The sequence below is a fragment of the Streptococcus sp. HMSC073F11 genome (assembly GCF_001810785.1).
Classification (GTDB): Bacteria; Bacillota; Bacilli; order Lactobacillales; family Streptococcaceae; genus Streptococcus.
Window position 1 is genome coordinate 75,159 of record NZ_KV802691.1, and the last position, 21,611, is coordinate 96,769.

Here is a 21,611-nt window from a genome sequence, read left to right on the forward strand (position 1 = left end):
GACGTGGTTTGAAGAGATTTTCGAAGAGTATTACATTGATAGTATAACCCCTCCCCTTAGGTCAGAGTCAAGCGTTTTTACGAAAAATTTTTAACTTTTTGAGAAAGGTATGAAAACTTGAAAATGGTTTTCTTGACAGACCTTAGAAAACATGATAGGATAGTCAAGTCTATCAATCAAAAGAAAGGCTCATTTTGAGTACTGATGAGGCTATTTGACAACTCAAGTAGCCTTTTCTTATTTTAAAACGAGATTGGAGTTTCAACTATGTCAGAAAAATCGCAATGGGGCTCGAAACTAGGCTTTATCCTAGCATCTGCTGGTTCAGCCATCGGACTTGGAGCCGTTTGGAAATTTCCCTACATGACTGCTGCTAATGGCGGTGGAGGCTTTTTACTGGTCTTTCTCATTTCCACTATTTTAGTCGGCTTCCCGCTCCTGCTGGCTGAGTTTGCCCTTGGCCGTAGTGCTGGCGTTTCCGCTATCAAAACCTTTGGAAAACTTGGTAACAATAGCAAGTACAACTTTATTGGTTGGATTGGTGCCTTTGCCCTCTTTATCCTTCTCTCCTTTTACAGTGTCATCGGAGGATGGATTTTAGTCTATCTGGGTATTGAGTTTGGGAAATTGTTCCAACTTGGTGGAACGGGTGATTATGCTCAGTTATTTACTTCAATCATTTCAAATCCAGCCATTGCCCTTGGCGCACAAGCTACCTTTATCTTGTTGAATATCTTTATTGTATCACGTGGGGTTCAAAAAGGGATTGAAAAAGCCTCAAAAGTCATGATGCCGCTACTCTTTATCATCTTTGTCGTCATCATCGGGCGCTCTCTCAGCTTGCCAAACGCCATGGAAGGGGTTCTCTACTTCCTCAAACCAGACTTTTCAAAACTAACTAGCGCTGGTCTCCTTTATGCTCTGGGACAATCTTTCTTTGCCCTCTCACTAGGGGTTACAGCCATGCTGACCTATGCTTCCTACTTGGACAAGAAAACCAATCTGGTCCAGTCAGGGATTTCCATCGTAGCCATGAACATCTCGGTTTCCATCATGGCGGGACTAGCCATTTTCCCAGCCATGTCAGCTTTCAATATCCAGTCGGAAGGGGGACCAAGCCTGCTCTTTATCGTCTTGCCTCAACTCTTTGACAAGATGCCTTTTGGAACTATTTTCTACATTCTTTTCCTCTTGCTCTTCCTCTTTGCGACGGTTACTTCTTCTGTCGTGATGCTGGAGATCAATGTGGGCAATATCACCAACCAGGACAACAGTAAGCGTGCTAAATGGAGTACCATTTTAGGAATTTTGACCTTTGTCTTTGGAATTCCTTCAGCCCTATCCTATGGTGTCATGGCTGATGTTCACATTTTTGGTAAAACCTTCTTTGACGCCATGGATTTCTTGGTTTCCAATCTCCTCATGCCATTTGGAGCCCTCTGCCTTTCTCTCTTTACAGGCTACATCTTCAAAAAGGCCCTTGCCATGGAGGAACTCCATCTCGATGAAAGAGCCTGGAAACAAGGACTTTTCCAAGTCTGGCTCTTCCTTCTTCGTTTCATCATTCCAATTATCATCATTGTAGTCTTTATCGCCCAATTTATGTAATCAAAAAGGACTTGAGTAGTGAACTCAGGCCCTTTCTTTTTTATGGATGGCTCACAATCAATTCCAAATCTTGCCCTTCCAAGGTCCAAGCTTCAACATCACTTGGTAGGATAAAGTGGCTGCCTTTTTGGATTGGATAATCTTTTCCATCTACAATCAGTTTCCCTTGGCCAGCTAAGACACTCAACAAGCTGTAGTCAGCTGTCTTTTCAAAATCAACTTTTCCAGTGATTTCCCACTTGTAAACGGCGAAGAAATCATTGGATACAAGGAGAGTTGAACGTAGGTCATCAGCCTTGATAGTTACAGGACGGCTATTTGCTGGTTCACCAATGTTCAAGACATCGATGGATTTTTCAAGGTGAAGCTCACGCAAGTTGCCATTGTCGTCCTTGCGGTCAAAGTCATAGACACGGTAGGTTGTATCACTAGACTGCTGGGTTTCAAGGATTAAGATACCTGCCCCGATAGCGTGCATGGTTCCACTTGGTACATAGAAGAAATCTCCAGCCTTAACAGGGACTTTTGTTAATAGACCATCCCAGTCTTTAGCTTCGATTTGCTGACGGAGTTCTTCTTTTGACTTGGCATTGTGGCCATAGATAATCTCTGAACCTTCATCCGCAGCGATGATGTACCAGCACTCTGTTTTCCCGAGCTCGCCTTCATGCTCTAGTCCATAGGCATCGTCTGGGTGAACTTGGACACTGAGCCAATCGTTGGCATCGAGAATCTTGGTCAATAGTGGAAACACAGGCTCTGGACGATTACCAAACAATTCACGGTGCTCTGCATACAAGGTAGCTAGGTCTGTTCCCTCGTAGCGCCCATTAGCGACCTTTGAAACTCCATTTGGGTGGGCTGAAATAGCCCAGTATTCTCCGATTTTTTCACTTGGGATATCGTAGCCAAACTCATCACGTAGCTTGGTTCCACCCCAGATTTTTTCTTGCATAACTGATTGTAAAAATAATGGTTCTGACATGTCGATCTCCTGTCTGATTTTTCTCCCCTCATTATAGCAAAAAGCTCCATCTAATTGAACTCTTTTTCACATATTATAAAGTAGGGAGAAGATTTTATAAAAATAGTGAACAAATGTGCTCTACTCAATGCTTGCACCATTGCTAGCAATGACATCCTTGTACCAGTAGAAGGATTTCTTCTTGCTACGTTTGAGGCTTCCATGACCAGCATTATCTCGATCTACATAGATAAAACCATAACGTTTATTCATTTCCCCTGTGCCAGCTGAAACCAGATCGATACAACCCCAAGTCGTATAACCAAGCAAGTCAACACCATCTTGGTAAATGGCATCTCGCATAGCCTTGATATGAGCTTCTAAGTAAGCAATCCGATAGTCATCTGCTACATAACCATTCTCATCCGGTGTATCCACAGCACCGAGTCCATTTTCTACGATAAACATAGGCTTTTGGTAACGATCCCAGATGGCATTTAGAGTGATACGAAGGCCAAGCGGGTCAATCTGCCACCCCCATTCTGAGGATTCTAGATAGGGATTTTTGAGGGAGGCAAAGACATTTCCAGCGGTCAGATTTCTCACTTCTGGATCCCCTGAGGCTACTCGACTTGCATAGTAAGAGAAGGAAACAAAGTCAACAGTATTGTTCTTCAACAAGTCCAGATCCTCTGCCGTCATATGAATCTCAATCCCCTCACGCTCCCATTGCTTCTTGGCATAATTTGGGTATTCCCCACGCGCTTGAACATCAATGAAGAAGTAACTCTTGCGGTCTTCCTCCATGGCTGCCCAGTAGTCTCTCGGATGGGCTGTGTTAGGATAGTATTGCCCTGCTGCCAACATACATCCCACCTTGTTTTCTGGGTCAATTTCGTGGGCAATCTTAGTCGCCATGGCTGAAGCCACCAACTCATGGTGAGCCGCTTGGTATTTAACCTGTTCTTGATTTTCACCTTCTTCAAAACAGAGTCCAGCTCCCATAAAGGGTGCATGGAGAATCATGTTGATTTCGTTAAAGGTAAGCCAATATTTGACCAAACCCTTATAGCGGGTAAAGAGTGTGCGACAAAGTTTTTCATAGAAGTCTAACATCCGACGATTGCGCCAACCACCGTACTCTTCAATCAAGTGCATAGGACAATCGAAATGCGTAATGGTCACCAGAGGTTGGATCCCATACTTGTGGCACTCCTTAAATAAATCCTCATAAAAGGCTAGACCAGCTTCATTTGGCACTGTTTCGTCGCCCTTAGGAAAAATCCTAGTCCAAGCAATGGAAAGTCGATAAGTCTTAAAGCCCATCTCTGCAAAAAGAGCAATATCTTCCTTGTAATGATGGTACATATCAATAGCTTCTTTGGCTGGATAAAAATAACCCTCCTCAAACGAAAACATCTTTTTATGACCTGTGATAATGGCTTCACGATCTGGACCAATGGGGACGACATCAACGTTAGCTAAACCACGCCCATCGAGATTATAAGCACCCTCACATTGATTAGCTGCCGTAGCACCACCCCAGAGGAAGCCCTCTGGAAATTGTAGTATTTCTGTCATCACTTTACCTCACTTGATTTGCTAGTTCTATTATACTAAAAAGGGGACAAAAAGTTTGGAACTATCTGGGTAATGATGTCCTGAGCTTGCTCAAATGTACGAAAAAAAGACTGAAACCAGTCTTCTTTTTAAATCAAAGCTGTAATAGCTGTCACTAGGCCAAAAACGATACCTGGTGCATTGGCAGCAGCAAGGGGAATATCTCTTTCCTTCTTGAAAAGACCGTAGTAAACCCAGAGACTACAGTTGATAGCTGCAACCAAGGGCTGGATGAAGTTCCCTTTTTGACCAGCTAGATTATTCATGATTTGTGGTAAATACGACACATACATCATAATGGACATGAAGGTCGCTACCCAACCCAAAATTTTCATTTGTTTTTCAGATATTTTCAAAACCTCTTTTATTCTTTTATACTTTCTATTTTATAATTTAATACAAAAACAAGCAAGAATTTGGGAATTTTGTTATAAAAATGTAAACTATCACAGCCTTGTGATAAGAAAAAGACCGGATTTCTCCGATCTGTTTAATCCATAAAATGTAAAAATGAATAGCTCTTGTCAATTAATGGATGGACTGATTGATCGTCATTAAGCCGTGGTTAATGATTGCTGCAATATCTTCAAGACCATGCAAAATAAAACTTCCTACAATCAAACCTATAATAATTGAACAGATAATCATGGTCACACAGATTAGATAAATATCCTTTTTTTTCATCTCTTTCCTCCTACTATCTATTCATGGAGATATTTCAATCCCAAGTTCCAATGAGATAAGAAAATTCACTTACTACTGCTGTTTAAAAAATATTTCTCCTTTCCATATCAGTTTTACTTTATGCTGTTATATTTTTATTATAAGATTCAGGGAAAACGTTGTCAACTTTTTATATGCAATTGCTTTATATTAAAAAGACCGGATTGCTCCGATCTTTCAATAGTTCATATTCTCACATTCTGTTTTAAGAATAGTTAAGGTTATCTTCAAATAACTAAACGCCTTATTTCATACGATAAAAATCAATCACTAGACCAGCAGGGCCTTTAACTAATAAGGACTCTGTTCCCCAATCGGTTACAGTTGGACCGTTTAAAACCTGGATACCAAGCTCGTTCAACCGTTTGTAGTTCTGGTCTACATCCTCAACCTCGATATGAAGAATGATTCCTGACTGAAAATCTTCCAAAGGAATCAAATGATTTTGGGACAACATCAGACAGTGACTGCCAATCGTAAACTGAGCAAAACTATCATCAACATAATCGGACTTTTTATCCAAAATACGCTCCAAGTCAGCACAGACTTGTGGAACATCGGAAACGATAATATCTAATTGATTTAAATTCATTTACTATCCTCCAGAAAAAGACCGGATTACTCCGATCTTTTCAAGTTCGACTCTTGAAAATCAAAGAATAAAATCTACAAAGTTTACATTTGATTTTCGACGAGAGGAATTATTTAATTGCGCGTGATTGCAAACCTTCTTCTTCCAAGAAGAGGCGGAATGGTACGAGTTCTTCTGCTTCGTATTTTTCCTTGAAAGCTTTGATTGCTTCTTCTGAGTGAAGTTTTGGATCCAATTCAAGTACTTCTACTGGAAGTGGACGGTGTGGAGTGATGCGAGCATCGATAACAACAGTTTTACCTTCTTTGCTCAATTTAACAGCTTCTGCAACAACTGCATCGATGTCTTCGATACGGTCAACTGTAAATCCAACAGCTCCTTGAGCTTCAGCGATTTTCGCATAGTCAGCATTAGGGAAGTCACAACCAAACAAGTGTTTGTTTGTGTCTTCGTATTTGTCCTTGATGAAGGCATATTTACCATTTGAGAAGACAACGTTGATAACTGGAAGGTCGTATTGAACATTTGTGATAACGTCTGGGTAGCACATGTTGAATGCACCGTCACCCATGATGTTCCATACTTGGCGATCTGGATTGTCTTTCTTAGCAGCGATACCACCAGGAAGGGCAATACCCATTGTCGCAAAGAGTGGAGATGTACGCCACATGTTCTTAGGTGTCATGTGAAGGTGACGAGTAGATGTTTGAGTAGTGTCACCTACGTCGATTGAGTAGATAGCGTCTTGATCAGCATGTTTGTTGATTGCATTGTAAACTTGATACAATTGCAATTCACCCTCAGTTTTACCTTCGAGTTTGTTCATGTAATCACGCCAGTTTTGGTTGTTCTTAACGTTTGCACGCCACCATGGAGTAGATTCAACTGGATTCACTTTGTCAAGGATTGCTTTCGCTGCTTGACCTGCGTCACCAAGGATTGAAGCGTCAAGGGCGTGACGTTTACCAAGTTTGTAAGGGTCAATATCAACTTGGATGAATTTTTCAGTGTTCTTGAATGCTTCATAAACTTCAGCAAATGGGAAGTTTGAACCAAGGAAAAGAACTGTGTCTGCTTCAAAGACCACTTCGTTGGCTGGTTTCCAACCAACACGGTAAGCAGAACCTGTCAAACCTTCATAGTTCCATTCGAAAGCTTCAAAGTTTTTACCAGTTGTGATGATTGGTGCTTTGATTTTACGTGACAATTCAGTAATCACTTCACCAGCTTTAACACCACCGTAACCAGCATAGATAACTGGACGTTCAGCATTGTTCAAGATTTCAACAGCTTTGTCGATTTCAACTTCGTTCAAAGCAGGAGCGATGAATGAACGCTCGTATGAACCTGATCCATAGTATGAGTTTTCGTCGATTTCTTGGAAACCGAAGTTTACTGGGATTTCAACAACAGCTGGACCTTTTTTAGAAACTGCAGCACGGCAAGCTTCGTCGATTACTTTTGGTAATTGCTCAGCGTAAGCTACACGTTTGTTGTATACAGCGATACCATTGTACATTGGGTTTTGGTTCAATTCTTGGAAAGCATCCATGTTGAGTTCGTTAACTGGACGTGATCCAAGGATTGCTAGGAATGGAGTGTTATCCATAGCTGCATCGTAAACACCGTTAATCAAGTGAGTCGCACCTGGACCACCTGAACCAACTGCAACCCCGATTGAGCCGCCGAATTTAGCTTGCATAACCGCTGCAAGAGCACCTGTTTCTTCGTGACGAACTTGCAAGAAGCGGATATCTTTGTCTTCAGCCAAAGCATCCATCAATGAGCTGAGTGTTCCTGATGGGATACCGTAGATTGTGTCTACGCCCCATGTTTTCAATACATTAAGCATTGCTGCAGATGCAGTAATTTTCCCTTGAGTCATAATGATAACTCTCCTTCAAATATTTTTAAATCTACTAAAAAAGGTTTCATATAGTTTTTGAAAACGTTTCAGTAAATTTTTACAATACTAATTTATCACATTTATTTTGACTTTACTAAGAATCTGCTCAGAAGTTTTTATTCTCTATTACAGTACAGTTTGAAAACGTTTTTAACTTCTGTTTTATAATACTCAATGAAAATCACAGAGCAAACTAGGAAGCTCGCCACAGGTTGCTCAAAGCACAGCTTTGAGGTTGCAGACAAAGCTGACGTGGTTGGAAGAGATTTTTGAAGAGTATAAAAAGCGAGCAAGCCCGCTTTTAATCTATTTTACTAAAGTTTAGTAAGAGTGAACTAGTCAGAACGGATACAGAACTAAAGGCCATAGCTAGACCTGCCAGTTCTGGATTGAGGGCCAGTCCAACACCAGAAAAGACTCCTGCTGCAATCGGAATTCCGGCGACATTGTAGATAAAGGCCCAGAAAAGATTGAGCAGAATTCGATTAAAGGTTTTCTTACTCATGTCAAAAGCACGAACCACTCCTAGGAGGTTATTAGTTGTCAACACCAAATCTGCTGACTCGATGGCAATATCTGTTCCAGCTCCCATAGCAATCCCCACATCTGCTACACTAAGGGCAGGAGCGTCATTGATACCATCCCCAACAAAGGCTACTTTGCCAGACGCTTGTAGTTTATGGATTTCATGAGCTTTTTCCTCTGGCAAGACACCTGCAATGACCTCTTCGATTCCGATCTGATCGGCAATGGCACGCGCCACACCAGCATTATCTCCTGTCAGCATGACTGTTTTAAGACCTCGTTTTTTCAACTGACTGATGGCAAGCTTAGCATTTTCCTTAGGAATATCTTGCAGAGCAAGCAAGCCTTTGATTTCATTCTCAACAGCCAAGAACACAACTGTCTTAGCTTCTTTTCCCAGTTGTTCTAGTTTTTCCTGATAAGTGCTAGAAATATCCATGCCATCCAGCATTTTAGCATTTCCAAGCAAAACTTGTTTTCCATTGATTTGCCCTGAAACACCTTTTCCGTGCAAGGCTTGGAAATTTTCCACAGTGTGAAGCTCAAGTCCAGTTTCAGTCGCTCGCTTAACAATAGCCTCAGCCAATGGGTGTTGAGAAGCTTCTTCCAAGGAAGCTGCCAATCCAAGCACTTCTACTTCGTCGCCGATGATATCTGTGACCACAGGTTTCCCTTCCGTCAAAGTTCCTGTCTTATCAAAAACAATAGTTTGGACTTTCTGGATTTCCTGTAGAACCGTTCCATTTTTGAGGAGAACTCCCATCTTGGCACTGCGACCTGTCCCCACCATAAGGGCTGTCGGTGTTGCAAGTCCCAATGCACAAGGGCAGGCAATAATCAGAACTGCTACTCCATAGAGAAGCGAAGACACAAAGCTCGCTCCAAGCACAACTACACTATCCCTGAGCAAGACGAACCAAACCCAAAAGGTCACAATCCCTAAAATGACAACTGCTGGAACAAAAATCCCTGAAATTTTATCCGTCAAGTCCTGAATCGGCGCACGACTTGTCTGAGCTTTCTTCACAAAATCCACAATCTGAGCCAAAACAGTCTCTGAACCAACTTTTTCTGCTCTAAAAACAAGTGTTCCACTATTATTGATGGTTGAACCAATGACGGTATCTCCAACTGTCTTGTCCACAGGCAGACTCTCACCTGTCACCATAGACTCATCAATACTAGAGATACCTTCTACTACGACACCATCAACCGCAATCTTTTCACCGGGACGCACTCGAATCAGGTCACCTACCTTGACTTGCTCCAAAGGGACTTGAACATAGTTATCCTCACGCAATACTTCTGCTGTTTTAGCCTGCAAGTCAAGTAATTTCTCCACAGCTTGGGAAGTATTTTTCCGCATTTTCTCCTCAAAAACGGCCCCCATAAGAACGAAGAAGAAGATAAAGGCAGCACTTTCAAAGTAAACGGGGAGGCCAGCGAAGAGGGCAACTAAGCTATAGAAATAGGCCACTAGGGTTCCCAGAGCAACCAAGGTATCCATGTTGGCATTGTGCTTTTTAAAACTAGCCCAAGCACTTTGGATATAAGGACCACCTGCTACTAGCATAATCGGTGTTGTGGCTAAAAAGGTGCCCCAACGCATGACTTGGTGACTAATTCCTCCTGTCGACATCCCAATCATGAGGATTACAAGAGGCACAGTAAAGATACTAGTAATCCAAAAACGCTGTAAAAGTGATAGAGATTTTCGAGTCTTCTCAACAACTGTATAACTTCCCTTTTGCATCTTCATACCACAAGAAAATTCATGTTGACCTAATTCTTGAGGGGTAAAACGAATTGTCTTCTCTTCATCCACGCCGATTGGTTCCAAGAGGCCTTCTTCTTCAAACAGAATTTCCTTATAACAGTTTGAAGGTGTCAAACGGTGAAAGGTGATCTCAGCAGGAACTCCTTTTTGCAGTTGAATGTGGGCTGGATGGTAGCCTTTGTCTGCCGTGATACGGATTTTTTGAACACCATTTTCAAGACTTGCTTTTACAATTTCAGTCATATCATTCTCCTATTCTACAATCATCTTACCGTGCATCATATTCATGCCACAAGAGAAACCATACTCTCCAGCCTGCTCAGGCGTGATTTCCACTACATACTCTTCCCCCATTGGCAGATCCGCATGTACACCAAAGTCTGGAAATACGATCTGATCCAAACATGGTGAAGGATCTTTGCGGTCAAAGACAATGCGGGCTGGCACTGATTTCTTGAGGATAATCAACTCAGGCGTATAGCCCCCCATGACCTCCACTCGAATCTCTTGGTAGCCGTTTTTTTGCTGGGCCTTTTGTCCAGATTTTTCAGGCTTTTTGAAAAACCAAAACAAGATAAACGCGATAAGGGCAATACAAATAATGGTTACAATAATATTCAACATGACGTCTCCTTTACATACAATTACATTTTACTTCTGTTACAGCGCTTGATTTCTTCTCAGAAATCACAGCTTCCAAGTCTTCCAAGTCAGCCTGAGTAAAATCACATTCAGCAATCAAATCAGCCAACAAGTTCTTAATCCTACGGGAACAAACTTTATCTTTGATATCTTGAACAAGCAAGTCTCGACTTTGATCCAAAGTTAAAAGGGCTGAATAGACAAAGGACTTGCCTTCTTTTTTCCTTGTCAGGCACTCTTTCTCAACCAAACGAGCCAAAAGAGTTTGAATGGTCGACTTGGACCAGTCGAACCGCTCCGCCAGAACCCTAATCAAATCTGAACTAGTCTGCTCTCCTTGCATCCAAATAATCTTCATGACCTGCCATTCTGCATCTGAAATCTGCATAATCACACCTCCAAAATCTACATTTGTCAATTACAATTGTTAGTATACTCCTAAAATCTACATTTGTCAACTATGAAATTAATCTTTTCTTTGAAAATTTGAATTTTAACCATTTGATAAAGGATTTTCAGTCAAATCTTACTATATAAACTATAAAAATATGCTATACTAAAGAAAAAAGAAAACAACCACTAGGGGTGCGTAAAGCTGAGATTAACAACTGTTAGACCCTTTGACTCAATCTAGGTAATGCTAGCTGATGGAAGTGGAAATGATAATGGGGACTAGCAGTCTTCTATTGCCTTCCTGAAACGGACTAGCTTGTTCTTAAGAATACAAACTTCAGTTGGTTGGGAGGTTTTAGATGACTTATTTACCCGTTGCTTTGACCATTGCAGGGACTGACCCTAGTGGTGGTGCTGGCATTATGGCTGATTTAAAGTCGTTCCAAGCTAGAGATGTCTATGGAATGGCCGTTGTGACCAGTCTTGTCGCTCAAAATACCAGAGGCGTTCAATTAATCGAGCACGTTTCTCCTCAAATGTTGAAAGCCCAATTGGAGAGTGTCTTTTCTGATATTCCACCTCAGGCTGTAAAAACAGGGATGTTGGCAACTACTGAGATCATGGAGATCATCCAGCCCTATCTTAAAAAGCTGGATTGTCCCTACGTCCTTGACCCTGTTATGGTCGCAACAAGCGGAGACACCCTGATTGATACCAGTGCCAGAGACTACCTAAAAACAAATCTACTTCCCCTTGCAACTATTATTACACCCAATCTTCCTGAGGCAGAAGAGATTGTTGGTTTTTCAATCCATGATCCTGAAGACATGCAGCGTGCCGGTCGCCTGATTTTAAAAGAATTTGGTCCTCAGTCTGTTGTCATCAAAGGAGGCCATCTCGAAGGCGGTGCCAAGGATTTCCTCTTTACCAAGGAGGACCAATTTGTCTGGGAAAGTCCACGAATTCAAACCTGTCATACACATGGTACTGGATGTACCTTTGCTGCAGTGATTACTGCTGAACTAGCCAAGGGGAAAACCCTCTATCAAGCAGTCGATAAAGCCAAGGCCTTTATCACGAAAGCCATCCAAGACGCCCCTCAACTCGGTCATGGTTCTGGCCCAGTTAACCATACAAGCTTTAAAGATTAAAAAAACTCTCTAGTTCCTACTTTAAGGGAATTAGAGAGTTTTTATACTCTTCGAAAATCTCTTCAAACGACGTCAGCTTTATCTGCAACCTCAAAGCTGTGCTTTGAGCAACCTGCGACTAGCTTCCTAGTTTGCTCTTTGATTTTCATTGAGTATTAATTAGAAAATAATGTCATCCAACTTTGTCAAAAAGGCTTGCGTTTTTGTCTCTATATCTTCTGTCTGCATCAAATCACGCACTACAGCTACACCAGCTATGCCAGTGCCCATAAGTTGGTCAATGTTCTCCGAAGTTAAACCTCCGATAGCAACTACTGGAATGGCGACCCTTTGGCAAATTGTCTTCAAGGTTGAAATCAGGGTGATAGGCGCATTTTCCTTGGTCGTAGTCGGAAAAATAGCTCCTGTCCCCAAGTAATTCGCCCCTCCTTCTTCTGCCTCGAGGGCTCTTTTTACAGTTTTAGCTGTGACACCAAGTATTTTGTCAGGGCCCAAGACTTGTCGGGCAACCGAAACGGGTAATTCATCGTCGCCAATATGCAAACCAGCAGCATCAACCGCAAGACAGACATCCAAACGATCATCGATTATCAAGGGTACCTGATAGGCATCTGTTATTTCCTTGACTTGTTTTGCCAGTTGATAATATTGATTGGTTGTGAGATTTTTTTCTCGTAATTGGATTATGGTAACGCCTGAACGGCAAGCTTTCTCAACTTTTTCAAGAAAGCTTTCCAAGGAATCTTGATAGCGATTGGTTACCAGATACAGTCTAAGTGCCTCTCTATTCATAAATATCTCCTTTAATGGCATCTAGCCAGTTTTCATCTCTTTTGAGGAGCGAAAGCTGATTGAGAACTTGGTATCGAAAATCTTCCAATCCCATTCCTTGAACAACTATTTTCTCAGCAGAGATATTGAGATAAGAAACCGCTAGGCAGGAAGCTTCAAAGCCAGTCTTTCCTTGGCTGAGAAAAACAGCTGTTAAAGCTCCAACCAAGTCTCCTGTCCCTGTTATCCAGTCTAATTCAGCACAGCCATTTCCCAGTACAGCGACCTGATTCTTCGAAACGATGAGGTCCTTAGGGCCTGTGACTAAGAATGACATACCTGGATAGATCTGACACCAGTCTTTCAAGACTTGAAGTAAATCCTCAGTTTCTTGGTCTTTAGCACTCGCATCGACCCCAACGCCGTGGTGTTTTAAGCCAACAAGACTTCGGATTTCCGACATATTTCCTTTAAGAACCGTAGGTCTATAGTCTAAAAGGTCTTTAACTAAGCTCTTACGAATGGATGAAGCCGTTACGCCAACCGCATCTACTACCATTGGGAGAGAAACTTGAGCTGCATAAGAAGCTGCCATACGGATTGCTTTTTCCTTCTCAGCAGACAAATGCCCCAAATTGATGAAGAGGGCCTGGCTTTGCTTAGTAAAATCAAGAACCTCACGGGAATCATCTGCCATAACTGGTTTACATCCCAGAGCCAAAATCCCATTTGCCAGCATCTCACAAGAAATCTCATTGGTAATGCAGTGAATGAGGGAAGTTGTTTCCAGAGGAAAAGGATTTGTCAATTCCTTCATCAGTTTATCCTTTCATTAAAAAAATATCCCTGCACTTTTTTAAAGAATTCCTGCTTGATTAAAAATCGAAAGGCAATAAAGGAAATCGCTGTACCGATTAAGGTTGCTCCGAAAAATCGAGGAGTATAGATAAACCAGCTAAGCTTAGCAGCTGATCCTGTAAAGAGTACCATAACAGGATAGGAAATAATAGAACCAATAATACCTGTTCCCAAAATCTCTCCGAGAGCAGAATAGTGAAATTTTCGACCGTACTTATAAAAGAGACCTGCTAGAAGGGCTCCAAAAGTCGCTCCTGTTAGAGCTAAAGGCGGAATTCCTTGAGTCGTCATACGGATAAAGGCTGTCACTGTAGCCATAGCCAAGGCATAAACAGGTCCCATCATGATTCCTGCTAGAATATTGACTACACTGGACATCGGTGCCATTCCCTCAATCCGAAAGATAGGCGTAAGGACTACATCAAGGGCAATCATCATGGATAAAATGGTTAATTTGTGAACCTGTAATTGGTGCTTTCTCATATTTCTATTCTTCTCCTGTTTCTAAAGACTGTAAATCGCTTTTCCATGTCTGATGTTGGTAGGCCATTTCCCAAAACTTAGCTTCCATATGAACACTGATGTGGAAGGCATCTAGCATTTTTTTCTTGTCTGTCTCGTCACTTTCTCGATAGAGTTGATTGACCAGAGCCTCTTCCTCTCTAATCTGTTGCTCCAACTCATCCGTAATATAAGTTTCAATCCATTGTTGGTAGAGAGGATTTGGTGATGGTTTAAGATTAAGTGATTTGCCTATATCATGATATAGCCAAGGACAAGGCAGCAAGCTCGCAAAGGCAATACCCAAGTTTGGCTCTGCAAATTGCCGATAAATGTGAGAGATATAATGATAACAAGTTGGAGCGATTGGATGTTGCTCCATTTCCTGGTCGCTGATTTCTAATTCCTTGAAAAATTGTTGGCGGATAAATAACTCACCTTCCACTAGACTCTGAGCATTTTGTTTCAAGAGTCTTCTCATTTCCTCATTCAAAGTCTTATCAGCCAAGAGGTGATAGGCTTCTGAGAAGGCCTTCAAATAGTAGGCATCCTGAATCAAGTAATAGCGAAAGATGGACAGGTCTAAATTTCCCTCTTGCAACTGTAAAACAAAGGGGTGATGAAAGGAAGTCTGCCAAGCTTCCTTGGATAATTCCATCGCAATATCTGTAAATTCCATAATAACTCCTTTATAAAAATAGACTGGTTTGAAGCAATAAAAAGAAAAGCAGGTAGATGAATAGTGTCCTTTGAGGAATATAAAAAGTCCGATAGCGATTCTCCGCCTGTGCATGTTCGTCATATCCATGCGCCGATAGGGCTCTCAGGTAAAGATGGCGCCACCTAAAGACTGTCATCAGAACCTTGCTGTAAATCAAGGGCGACCAAAAATGTAGTTCTTGACCGCGTAATAAGCAAGCTTCCTTGAGGGACTTGATTTCTTGCTGGATAAGGGGGAAGGAATTGAATACCACAATCAAGGCATAGGCCCAAGAGCGTGATAACCCCTTTTGAGCCAAGTACAAGAGAAGCTCTTTTAGGGAAATAGAGGAAACAAAGACAAGACCAATACAAACGGTCACAAAGGCCCTCGTTCCAAGCATGACTGCCTGCGAAGCATCCCCATGTAACTGAACTGCCCAGTAGTTGGCCAAGGATGGCAAAATGGCGAGCAGAATCATCCAAGCCAATACTTTAAATCGCCGGTAATAGAGCATAAAGAGAATGCAAAATGCGACTACCGAGAGATTAAGAGCAATCGAAGGAATGAAAGATGTTTCCAAGGATAAAATCAGCAAGAAGAGACTGATAATCGGTGTCTGGGTTGCTACTTTGACCATACTATCTCACCTCCCCTTGAGTATTGCTACTCTGAGATGTGAGTGGTTTGGTAATTGTCACTTTTTTCACATGACTGAGACCCTGACTAGTCATCTCAATCCAATAATCAACCACAGAGATCAAGGGATCTAAACGATGGCTAATGATCAGAAAACTTCTTCCCTGATTTCTCTCCTCCACAATCCACTTGCAAAAATAATGGCAGGCTCTATCATCCAAACCTGCAAAAGGTTCATCTAGCAAAATCACAGACGCCTTGCTGGTCAAGATGGTCAAGAGCTGAAGAATCTTTTGCTGGCCACCACTTAATTCATAGGGACTCTTATCAAGTGCCTGCTCCAGATCAAAATATTGTAAAGCTTGGAGAATCCGCTGATTTCTTTCAGAGTCTGAGCTATCTAATTGCAGTTCTTCTCTCAGACTGACTCGGATAAACTGCTTCTCAGCTTCCTGAACAACTCCCGTCAGATCACGATACAAACCCTTTTTCTTTTTCAGAACTGTCCCCTTCCAAGAAATGAGCCCTTTATACTTTTGAAATTGAAGAATAGAGCGAAAGAGGGTTGATTTCCCGACACCATTATCACCTAGGATACAGGAAATTCCTTGGTAAAACGTGAAATCAGCAATCGAAAAGAGGGGGCGATTACCCAGCTCACAAGTCACACGATCCATATGGAATAGTTCTGGACTAGAAGCAACTTCCTTTGAAGCAACCTTTGTCATCTCAGAGGTAGGGATTTGAAACACTTCCCTTAGTTGGCCATCTCTTAGCTCCACCATATGGTCGATATAGACTTCATAGTCCGTTAAATCATGGTCGCACAGGATAACTGTCTTCCCATCAGAGACCAACTCTTTTAGAATCTCCAATATCTCTATCCTACTCTTGCGGTCAATGGAAGCGAAGGGCTCATCCAAGAGATAGACCCTAGGATTCATAGCAAAGAGAACAGCCAAAGCAGCCTTTTGCTTTTCCCCACCTGATAGGTGATGAATAGGACGGTGCAAGATTAGCTCGCAACGACATTGCCGGACCACCTCAGCTATTTTAGAATCAATTTTCTGAACGGGATGGCCGATATTCTCCAAGGTAAAAATCAGCTCCTCAAACAAGTTCTCCATGGTAAATTGATGATTGGGATTTTGAAAGAGAATGCCAACCGTCTGGACACGTTCAACGGTAGAAAGCTGACTAACCTCGCTCCCATCTATCAGGACTTGACCACTATAGGGAAGAGAACTGACTTGAGCAATAATTTGAAAGAGACTGGATTTTCCTGAACCACTGCTCCCAACTAACAAGGTAAAAGCTTGCGCATGAAAAGTAAAATCAATCGGCTCCGAAAAAATTGGGGACTGAATCCCCCGTAGTTCCAGCCCCATCTATGCCTTTCCTCCAGCTGCAAACTGATGATAGAGTTTGACAATGGCACGAACCAAGATGGTACAGAAGAAAAAGACGGAAATAAAACGCACCACAAGCAAGGAAAGGACAAAAGGAAGAGAAAAGGCATAGTAACCTAATTTAATGTATTCATAGACAAAGCTAAAAAGCGTAATCCCAATACTATTGGCAGTTAGAGAGAGCCAACTTTCATAGCGATTCTTGGTTACGAGAAAACCAAGTTCACTTCCCAGCCCCTGAACCAAGCCAGACAAAAGGGCGCCTAGGCCGAATTGGCTACCATAAAGGACTTCAGCAAGCGCAGCGAGCACTTCTCCAATCGTTGCACTTCCGACTCTTGGAACAAAGATAGCCGCAATGGGCGCAGCCATACACCAGAGACCAAAGAGGATTTCATTGGCAAAGGCCTGCAAACCAAGAGGGGCCAAGATCAGAGTGAGGATATCAAACAGATAGCCTGAACCCACAAAAACGCCACCAAAAAAGATAGACAAGAAAGCAAGCAAGATAACATCTTTTAACTGCCATTTTTTCAACATAAAAAACTCCTTTTTTAAAGAAAAGTGGGGCATTCAAGGAGAGCTACCTAAACAAGCCTATCCAGTTTGTATAAACAAAAAAACTCCAATTACAATTAAGAATTAGAGTTCACCTTACAAGATTAGACAGTTTCCTTCGACATACGAAAAAAACCTTTTCACATTTCCCTTCGCCAGTCTTAACTGTATCAGGTTCAATGGGTATCATCTCAGCCTAAGGCACCCCAAATGTCTTTATTATTTAATTATATAATTATTTTAACAGACGATTTATTCTAGTTCAAGGAATTGAACTGGAAATACAGCCTTGTACTCAAAAAGACAGCAGATCTTTCTTTTGCAAAAAATAAATGACTTATTTGATGGATTAGCTATTTGAACTGAATCTGGACATATCTTTTTAGAAAAAAGAAAATCCTACTCCCTCAGAATCCAAGGAAAAATTGATGCCTATTGTTCACTCATTTCCCGAACAGTTTTTTCTATATTTTTTGCATACGATATTGCTGAAATGATTGAAACGCCGTCAACATTGGTCTTCATAATATCTTTAATATGTTGCGTCTGTATCCCACCAATTGCAACTAAGGGAATTTGTGGCAATAGTTTTCTCATCAATTTAAGACCTTCATAACCTATAGCACCACCAGCATCATCTTTTGACTGGGTATCAAATACAGGACCAACACCAACATAATCTACATATTCAACTTTTGATTGTTGAAATTCTTCCTCGTTTTTTATAGAAAGACCAATTATTTTATCTGGCATCAATTTTCTAATTTCATCAACACCAAGATCATCCTGTCCTACATGTACACCATCAGCATCAATTTCCATTGCCAAATCAATATCATCATTAACAATAAACGGAACATTGTATTTTTTACAAAGATCCTGTAGTTTAATTGCTAATTCGACTTTTTCTTTACCTTCTAAGGCTCCCTCACCTTTTTCACGGAATTGAAATAAGGTTATACCACCTTTTAAGGCTTCCTCAACGACTCTATATATATCTTTTCCTTGGCAAGTAGTCGTTCCACAAATAAAATATAGTTTTAGTAATTCTTTATGAAACATCTTACTTCACTCTTTTGAATTCCTTTACATCTTCGTCTGTAATCTCGTATAAGGCATTTATAAATTCAACTTTAAATGTTCCAGGAAGATGCCCATTTGGACGTTTTTCTGCCATTTCTCCAGCGATATTGTAAACCAACATTGCTGTTTCTAATGATTTCAATTCTTGACCTTTTTCAAGTCCGATAAAGCTTGCTACTACAGCACCTAATAAGCATCCTGTCCCAATAACTTTTGGCATCATGGCACTACCATTATGAATCGTTACAACTTCTCCATTAACCGCAATGGCATCCACTTCACCTGTTACTACTATTGGAATATTGAACTTTTTATTTGCTGCTAGAGCAATTTCATCAATATTATCTACGCCTGCACTATCTACTCCTTTAGATGCCACATTTATTCCTACTAAAGAGGCAATCTCGCCAGCATTTCCCCTAATCGCTGCCAGTTTGTAATTATTGATTAGATCATCTGCTACTTTTTTTCTATATTCTCCTGCTCCACAGGCTACAGGATCTAAAACTGCAGGAACATTATATTTTTCAGCAATTTTTAGTGCCTCTTGGTACAGCTTCCAATTATTATCCGTTAAAGTCCCAATGTTAATCAATAATCCTCCAGCATATTTTAATAGATCTTCTAAGTCTGCTGGGTACTCGCTCATAGCTGGTGAGGCACCCAGTGCTACTAATCCATTTGCTGTAAAGTTTTTTACAACATCATTGGTGATACAGATTACTAATGGTGCTTTTTCTTTTAATAATTTTAAACTTGTCATATTGAAATCCTTCCTTTTCACTTTATACGATCTACTGATTTCGATTTATCTCTATCTTTCGTTAAGAAATTTTTCAGTTACATTGAATGATTTACCTCATCAAATTTGTCAGTATCCTGAACTTTCCCTAAGCATCATAACCAATATCAAAAAAGGCTAATTCTAAAGCGACTGCTTGGTTCCAGCGTTGCTTAAGTTCTGTCAAATCTTCTCGACCTTTTCCGACACGATTGAGTTCGTCAACCAGAAATTGAACCCACTCTGCAAAGAAAGGACCTCTGTGGAGATTAATCCATTCCGAATGAATATAGGCTTCAGGTAGAGCCAAATCTTTAGAACCCCAGTCTAAATAGAGACCTTCTGCAATGACCAGCATGACTAAAAGATGGGCATAGTCTGATGATGATACAGCAGAATACATAAGCTCCTGAAAGGCTTTTGTTACAGGATGCAAGGTCACTTCCAGATAGTCATTCTCAGATACTTTTAAATCTTTGAAAGCTTTTTGGAAATAACCGTCTTCATCTGCTTCAAGAAAGCCTAGTTGCTTGGCAAAACGAAGCTTGGATTCAAGCTGGTCTGCGTGGGCTACGCAAGCACCCAGCATGGATAAGAAGGCATCAAAGAAGTGATAATCTTGAATTAGGTAGTCTTTTAAGACCTTATTCTCAATTGTCCCCGCAAAAAGTTCCTTAACAAAACGATGATTGATTGCAGCCTGCCAATCCTTCTGACTGCTTTTTAATAATTCTCCAACAGTCAAACCTGGCTGAAATGCATAGTCTTGTCTTTCCATATTTACTTTTCCTCTCTTTACTCGTTCGTAATCAACAAAACATCAAGAAAATCCTAGTTTTACTTGACCTTTTTAAAGAAAATCAAGGGCGTTCAAGAAAAGCTACCTAAATGCTTTGTATCACCTTCATCCAGTTTATATAAACAAAAAAACTCCAATTACAATCAAGAATTAGAGTTTAGCTTACAAGATTAGATCGTTCATTTCGCCATACGAAAAAACGTTTCACATTTCCCTTCGCCAGTCTTAACTGTATCAGGTTCAATGGGTATCATCTCAGCCTAAAGCACCCCAAATGTCTTTATTATTTAATTACTGCACCAGTATAGCAAAAAATGAAAGCCCTAGCAAGATTTTTGATTAGAAAATATATTTATATAGATTTCAATGGTGATTTATTCTTCCTATAGACGAAGAAAAACCTCCACATCAAGTGGAGGCAATCTCTTTTATCAATACAATTTTAAGTCGCGTGGGTCAACTGGGAAGGTTGGGTTGTATGGGTTATGACGAAGTTTAAAGTGTTTAACATCTTCAATAGTCTGAGTTCCAGACAACTGCATGACTGTCTTCAATTCCGCATTCAAGTGTTCAAAGACTTGACGCACACCAACACTACCGCCGAGAGCCAAGCCATAGATAACCGGGCGGCCAATAGCTACCAAGTCTGCTCCTGAAGCCAAGGCTTTAAAGACGTGTTGGCCACGACGAATACCAGAGTCAAAGACAATTGGCACACGTTTATCAACTGCTTCAGCTACTTCTTGAAGTGAATCGAAGGCAGCTGGTCCACCGTCGATTTGATGGCCACCATGGTTGGTCACCCAGATACCAGAAGCACCTGCAGCAAGCGAACGTTCAACGTCCTCACGGCATTGTGGTCCCTTGACATAAACAGGAAGTCCTGAGTATTCAGCGATAAATTCTACATCACGTGGAGACAAGCGTTGTTTAGCTGATTTGTAAACAAAGTCCATTGATTTTCCAGCACCTTCTGGCAGATATTCCTCAACAATCGGCATGCCAACTGGGAAGACAAAACCATTACGCTTATCGACCTCACGATTGCCCCCTACCGTAGCATCAGCCGTCAAGACAATCGCTTTATAACCTTCAGCCTTCACACGGTCCATGATGTGGCGATTGATACCATCATCTTTACTAAAGTAAAACTGGAACCAATGAGGTGTCCCTTGAAGGGCTTCCGTAATTTCTGGAAGGTCGACAGTAGAGTAAGAGCTGGTTGTATAGAGAGAACCAAACTCATGCACACCACGCGCAGTCGCCACTTCACCCTGTTCATTTGCCAATTTATGAGCCGCAACAGGCGCCATAATGATTGGTGAAGACAATTTTTCGCCTGCAAATTCAATCTCTGTACTTGGATTTTCTACATTGCAAAGTGTATGAGGAACGATGAGTTTGTGGTTAAAGGCACGAATATTCTCACGCAAAGTGAAAGTATCCTCCGCCCCACTAGCGATATAGCCAAATGCTGCTTTAGGAATAACTTGTTGCGCCATTGGCTCCAAATCATAGGTATTGATGAAATCTACATGACCTTCTGCATTGCTTGTTTTGTATGACATAAAATGTCCTCCTTGATAAGTAAGCGTTTACTTTGTATATTAC

22 protein-coding genes and 3 riboswitches are annotated in these 21,611 nt (G+C 41.2%); of the genes, 2 read left to right on the forward strand and 20 right to left on the reverse strand.

What is annotated here, in order from left to right:
• The first annotated feature begins 267 nt into the window (after positions 1–267).
• Entirely contained in the window at positions 268–1,608 is a 1,341-nt protein-coding gene (locus HMPREF2764_RS06120) for a sodium-dependent transporter (RefSeq protein ID WP_070528006.1), read from the forward strand.
• Between the two features lie 40 nt (positions 1,609–1,648).
• On the opposite strand, the gene manA is transcribed toward HMPREF2764_RS06120, so the two are convergent.
• The 9 genes from manA to HMPREF2764_RS06160 all read right to left on the reverse strand — a co-directional run bounded on the left by manA (position 1,649) and on the right by HMPREF2764_RS06160 (position 10,745).
• A complete protein-coding gene (manA, locus tag HMPREF2764_RS06125) occupies positions 1,649–2,593 on the reverse strand; it encodes a mannose-6-phosphate isomerase, class I (protein WP_070528009.1) in 945 nt (314 codons plus the stop codon).
• A 120-nt stretch (positions 2,594–2,713) separates the two neighbouring features.
• Entirely contained in the window at positions 2,714–4,153 is a 1,440-nt protein-coding gene (locus HMPREF2764_RS06130) for a 6-phospho-beta-glucosidase (protein ID WP_070528012.1), read from the reverse strand.
• Between the two features lie 128 nt (positions 4,154–4,281).
• Positions 4,282–4,542, reverse strand: coding sequence for a SemiSWEET family transporter (locus HMPREF2764_RS06135; RefSeq protein ID WP_070528089.1), 261 nt, complete (start codon positions 4,540–4,542; stop codon positions 4,282–4,284).
• A gap of 178 nt (positions 4,543–4,720) precedes the next feature.
• Entirely contained in the window at positions 4,721–4,876 is a 156-nt protein-coding gene (locus tag HMPREF2764_RS10140; protein WP_186821162.1) for a hypothetical protein, read from the reverse strand.
• Between the two features lie 283 nt (positions 4,877–5,159).
• Positions 5,160–5,507 carry a VOC family protein gene (locus tag HMPREF2764_RS06140; RefSeq protein WP_060806246.1) on the reverse strand — a complete coding sequence of 116 codons (348 nt, stop codon included), beginning with the start codon at positions 5,505–5,507 and terminating at the stop codon, positions 5,160–5,162.
• Between the two features lie 109 nt (positions 5,508–5,616).
• On the reverse strand, positions 5,617–7,392 hold the full coding sequence (gene spxB / locus HMPREF2764_RS06145) for a pyruvate oxidase (RefSeq protein WP_004261620.1): 1,776 nt from the start codon (positions 7,390–7,392) through the stop codon (positions 5,617–5,619).
• Positions 7,393–7,714: 322 nt separating this feature from the next.
• A complete protein-coding gene (locus HMPREF2764_RS06150; RefSeq protein WP_070528015.1) occupies positions 7,715–9,958 on the reverse strand; it encodes a heavy metal translocating P-type ATPase in 2,244 nt (747 codons plus the stop codon).
• 9 nt (positions 9,959–9,967) lie between these two features.
• Positions 9,968–10,339 carry a cupredoxin domain-containing protein gene (locus HMPREF2764_RS06155; protein ID WP_000932059.1) on the reverse strand — a complete coding sequence of 124 codons (372 nt, stop codon included), beginning with the start codon at positions 10,337–10,339 and terminating at the stop codon, positions 9,968–9,970.
• Between the two features lie 10 nt (positions 10,340–10,349).
• Entirely contained in the window at positions 10,350–10,745 is a 396-nt protein-coding gene (locus tag HMPREF2764_RS06160; protein WP_001167188.1) for a CopY/TcrY family copper transport repressor, read from the reverse strand.
• A 183-nt stretch (positions 10,746–10,928) separates the two neighbouring features.
• Positions 10,929–11,026: riboswitch (TPP riboswitch) on the forward strand.
• Positions 11,027–11,109: 83 nt separating this feature from the next.
• On the opposite strand from HMPREF2764_RS06160, the gene thiD reads away from it, so the two are divergent.
• Positions 11,110–11,901 carry a bifunctional hydroxymethylpyrimidine kinase/phosphomethylpyrimidine kinase gene (gene thiD / locus HMPREF2764_RS06165; protein ID WP_000221754.1) on the forward strand — a complete coding sequence of 264 codons (792 nt, stop codon included), beginning with the start codon at positions 11,110–11,112 and terminating at the stop codon, positions 11,899–11,901.
• A gap of 159 nt (positions 11,902–12,060) precedes the next feature.
• Here the strand turns inward: thiD and thiE (HMPREF2764_RS06170) are convergent, their stop codons facing one another.
• The 11 genes from thiE (HMPREF2764_RS06170) to lctO all read right to left on the reverse strand — a co-directional run bounded on the left by thiE (HMPREF2764_RS06170) (position 12,061) and on the right by lctO (position 21,568).
• Positions 12,061–12,693, reverse strand: coding sequence for a thiamine phosphate synthase (thiE, locus tag HMPREF2764_RS06170; RefSeq protein WP_070528018.1), 633 nt, complete (start codon positions 12,691–12,693; stop codon positions 12,061–12,063).
• Positions 12,686–13,489, reverse strand: coding sequence for a hydroxyethylthiazole kinase (locus HMPREF2764_RS06175; protein ID WP_070528022.1), 804 nt, complete (start codon positions 13,487–13,489; stop codon positions 12,686–12,688). The genes thiE (HMPREF2764_RS06170) and HMPREF2764_RS06175 overlap by 8 nt, the downstream gene beginning before the upstream one ends.
• Positions 13,489–14,013 carry an energy coupling factor transporter S component ThiW gene (gene thiW, locus HMPREF2764_RS06180; protein ID WP_070528025.1) on the reverse strand — a complete coding sequence of 175 codons (525 nt, stop codon included), beginning with the start codon at positions 14,011–14,013 and terminating at the stop codon, positions 13,489–13,491. The genes HMPREF2764_RS06175 and thiW overlap by 1 nt, the downstream gene beginning before the upstream one ends.
• Before the next feature lie 4 nt (positions 14,014–14,017).
• Positions 14,018–14,710, reverse strand: a complete 693-nt coding sequence (gene tenA, locus HMPREF2764_RS06185; protein WP_004256208.1) for a thiaminase II — start codon at positions 14,708–14,710, stop codon at positions 14,018–14,020.
• 10 nt (positions 14,711–14,720) lie between these two features.
• Positions 14,721–15,371 (reverse strand): energy-coupling factor transporter transmembrane component T, encoded by a 651-nt coding sequence (locus HMPREF2764_RS06190; protein ID WP_000241384.1) that lies wholly within the window; start codon positions 15,369–15,371, stop codon positions 14,721–14,723.
• A gap of 1 nt (position 15,372) precedes the next feature.
• Positions 15,373–16,758 carry an ATP-binding cassette domain-containing protein gene (locus HMPREF2764_RS06195; RefSeq protein ID WP_070528029.1) on the reverse strand — a complete coding sequence of 462 codons (1,386 nt, stop codon included), beginning with the start codon at positions 16,756–16,758 and terminating at the stop codon, positions 15,373–15,375.
• Entirely contained in the window at positions 16,759–17,319 is a 561-nt protein-coding gene (locus HMPREF2764_RS06200; RefSeq protein WP_070528032.1) for an ECF transporter S component, read from the reverse strand.
• Positions 17,320–17,467: 148 nt separating this feature from the next.
• Positions 17,468–17,556, reverse strand: a riboswitch (TPP riboswitch).
• A 213-nt stretch (positions 17,557–17,769) separates the two neighbouring features.
• Positions 17,770–18,399 (reverse strand): thiamine phosphate synthase, encoded by a 630-nt coding sequence (gene thiE, locus HMPREF2764_RS06205; protein WP_033605926.1) that lies wholly within the window; start codon positions 18,397–18,399, stop codon positions 17,770–17,772.
• A gap of 1 nt (position 18,400) precedes the next feature.
• The gene (gene thiM / locus HMPREF2764_RS06210; protein WP_033605927.1) at positions 18,401–19,183 is read right to left on the reverse strand and encodes a hydroxyethylthiazole kinase; all 783 of its coding nucleotides are present in this window, start codon (positions 19,181–19,183) and stop codon (positions 18,401–18,403) included.
• Positions 19,184–19,310: 127 nt separating this feature from the next.
• Positions 19,311–19,979 carry a TenA family protein gene (locus HMPREF2764_RS06215; protein ID WP_033605928.1) on the reverse strand — a complete coding sequence of 223 codons (669 nt, stop codon included), beginning with the start codon at positions 19,977–19,979 and terminating at the stop codon, positions 19,311–19,313.
• Positions 19,980–20,194: 215 nt separating this feature from the next.
• Positions 20,195–20,283, reverse strand: a riboswitch (TPP riboswitch).
• A gap of 148 nt (positions 20,284–20,431) precedes the next feature.
• Positions 20,432–21,568, reverse strand: coding sequence for an L-lactate oxidase (lctO, locus tag HMPREF2764_RS06220; protein ID WP_070528035.1), 1,137 nt, complete (start codon positions 21,566–21,568; stop codon positions 20,432–20,434).
• Positions 21,569–21,611 lie beyond the last annotated feature (43 nt).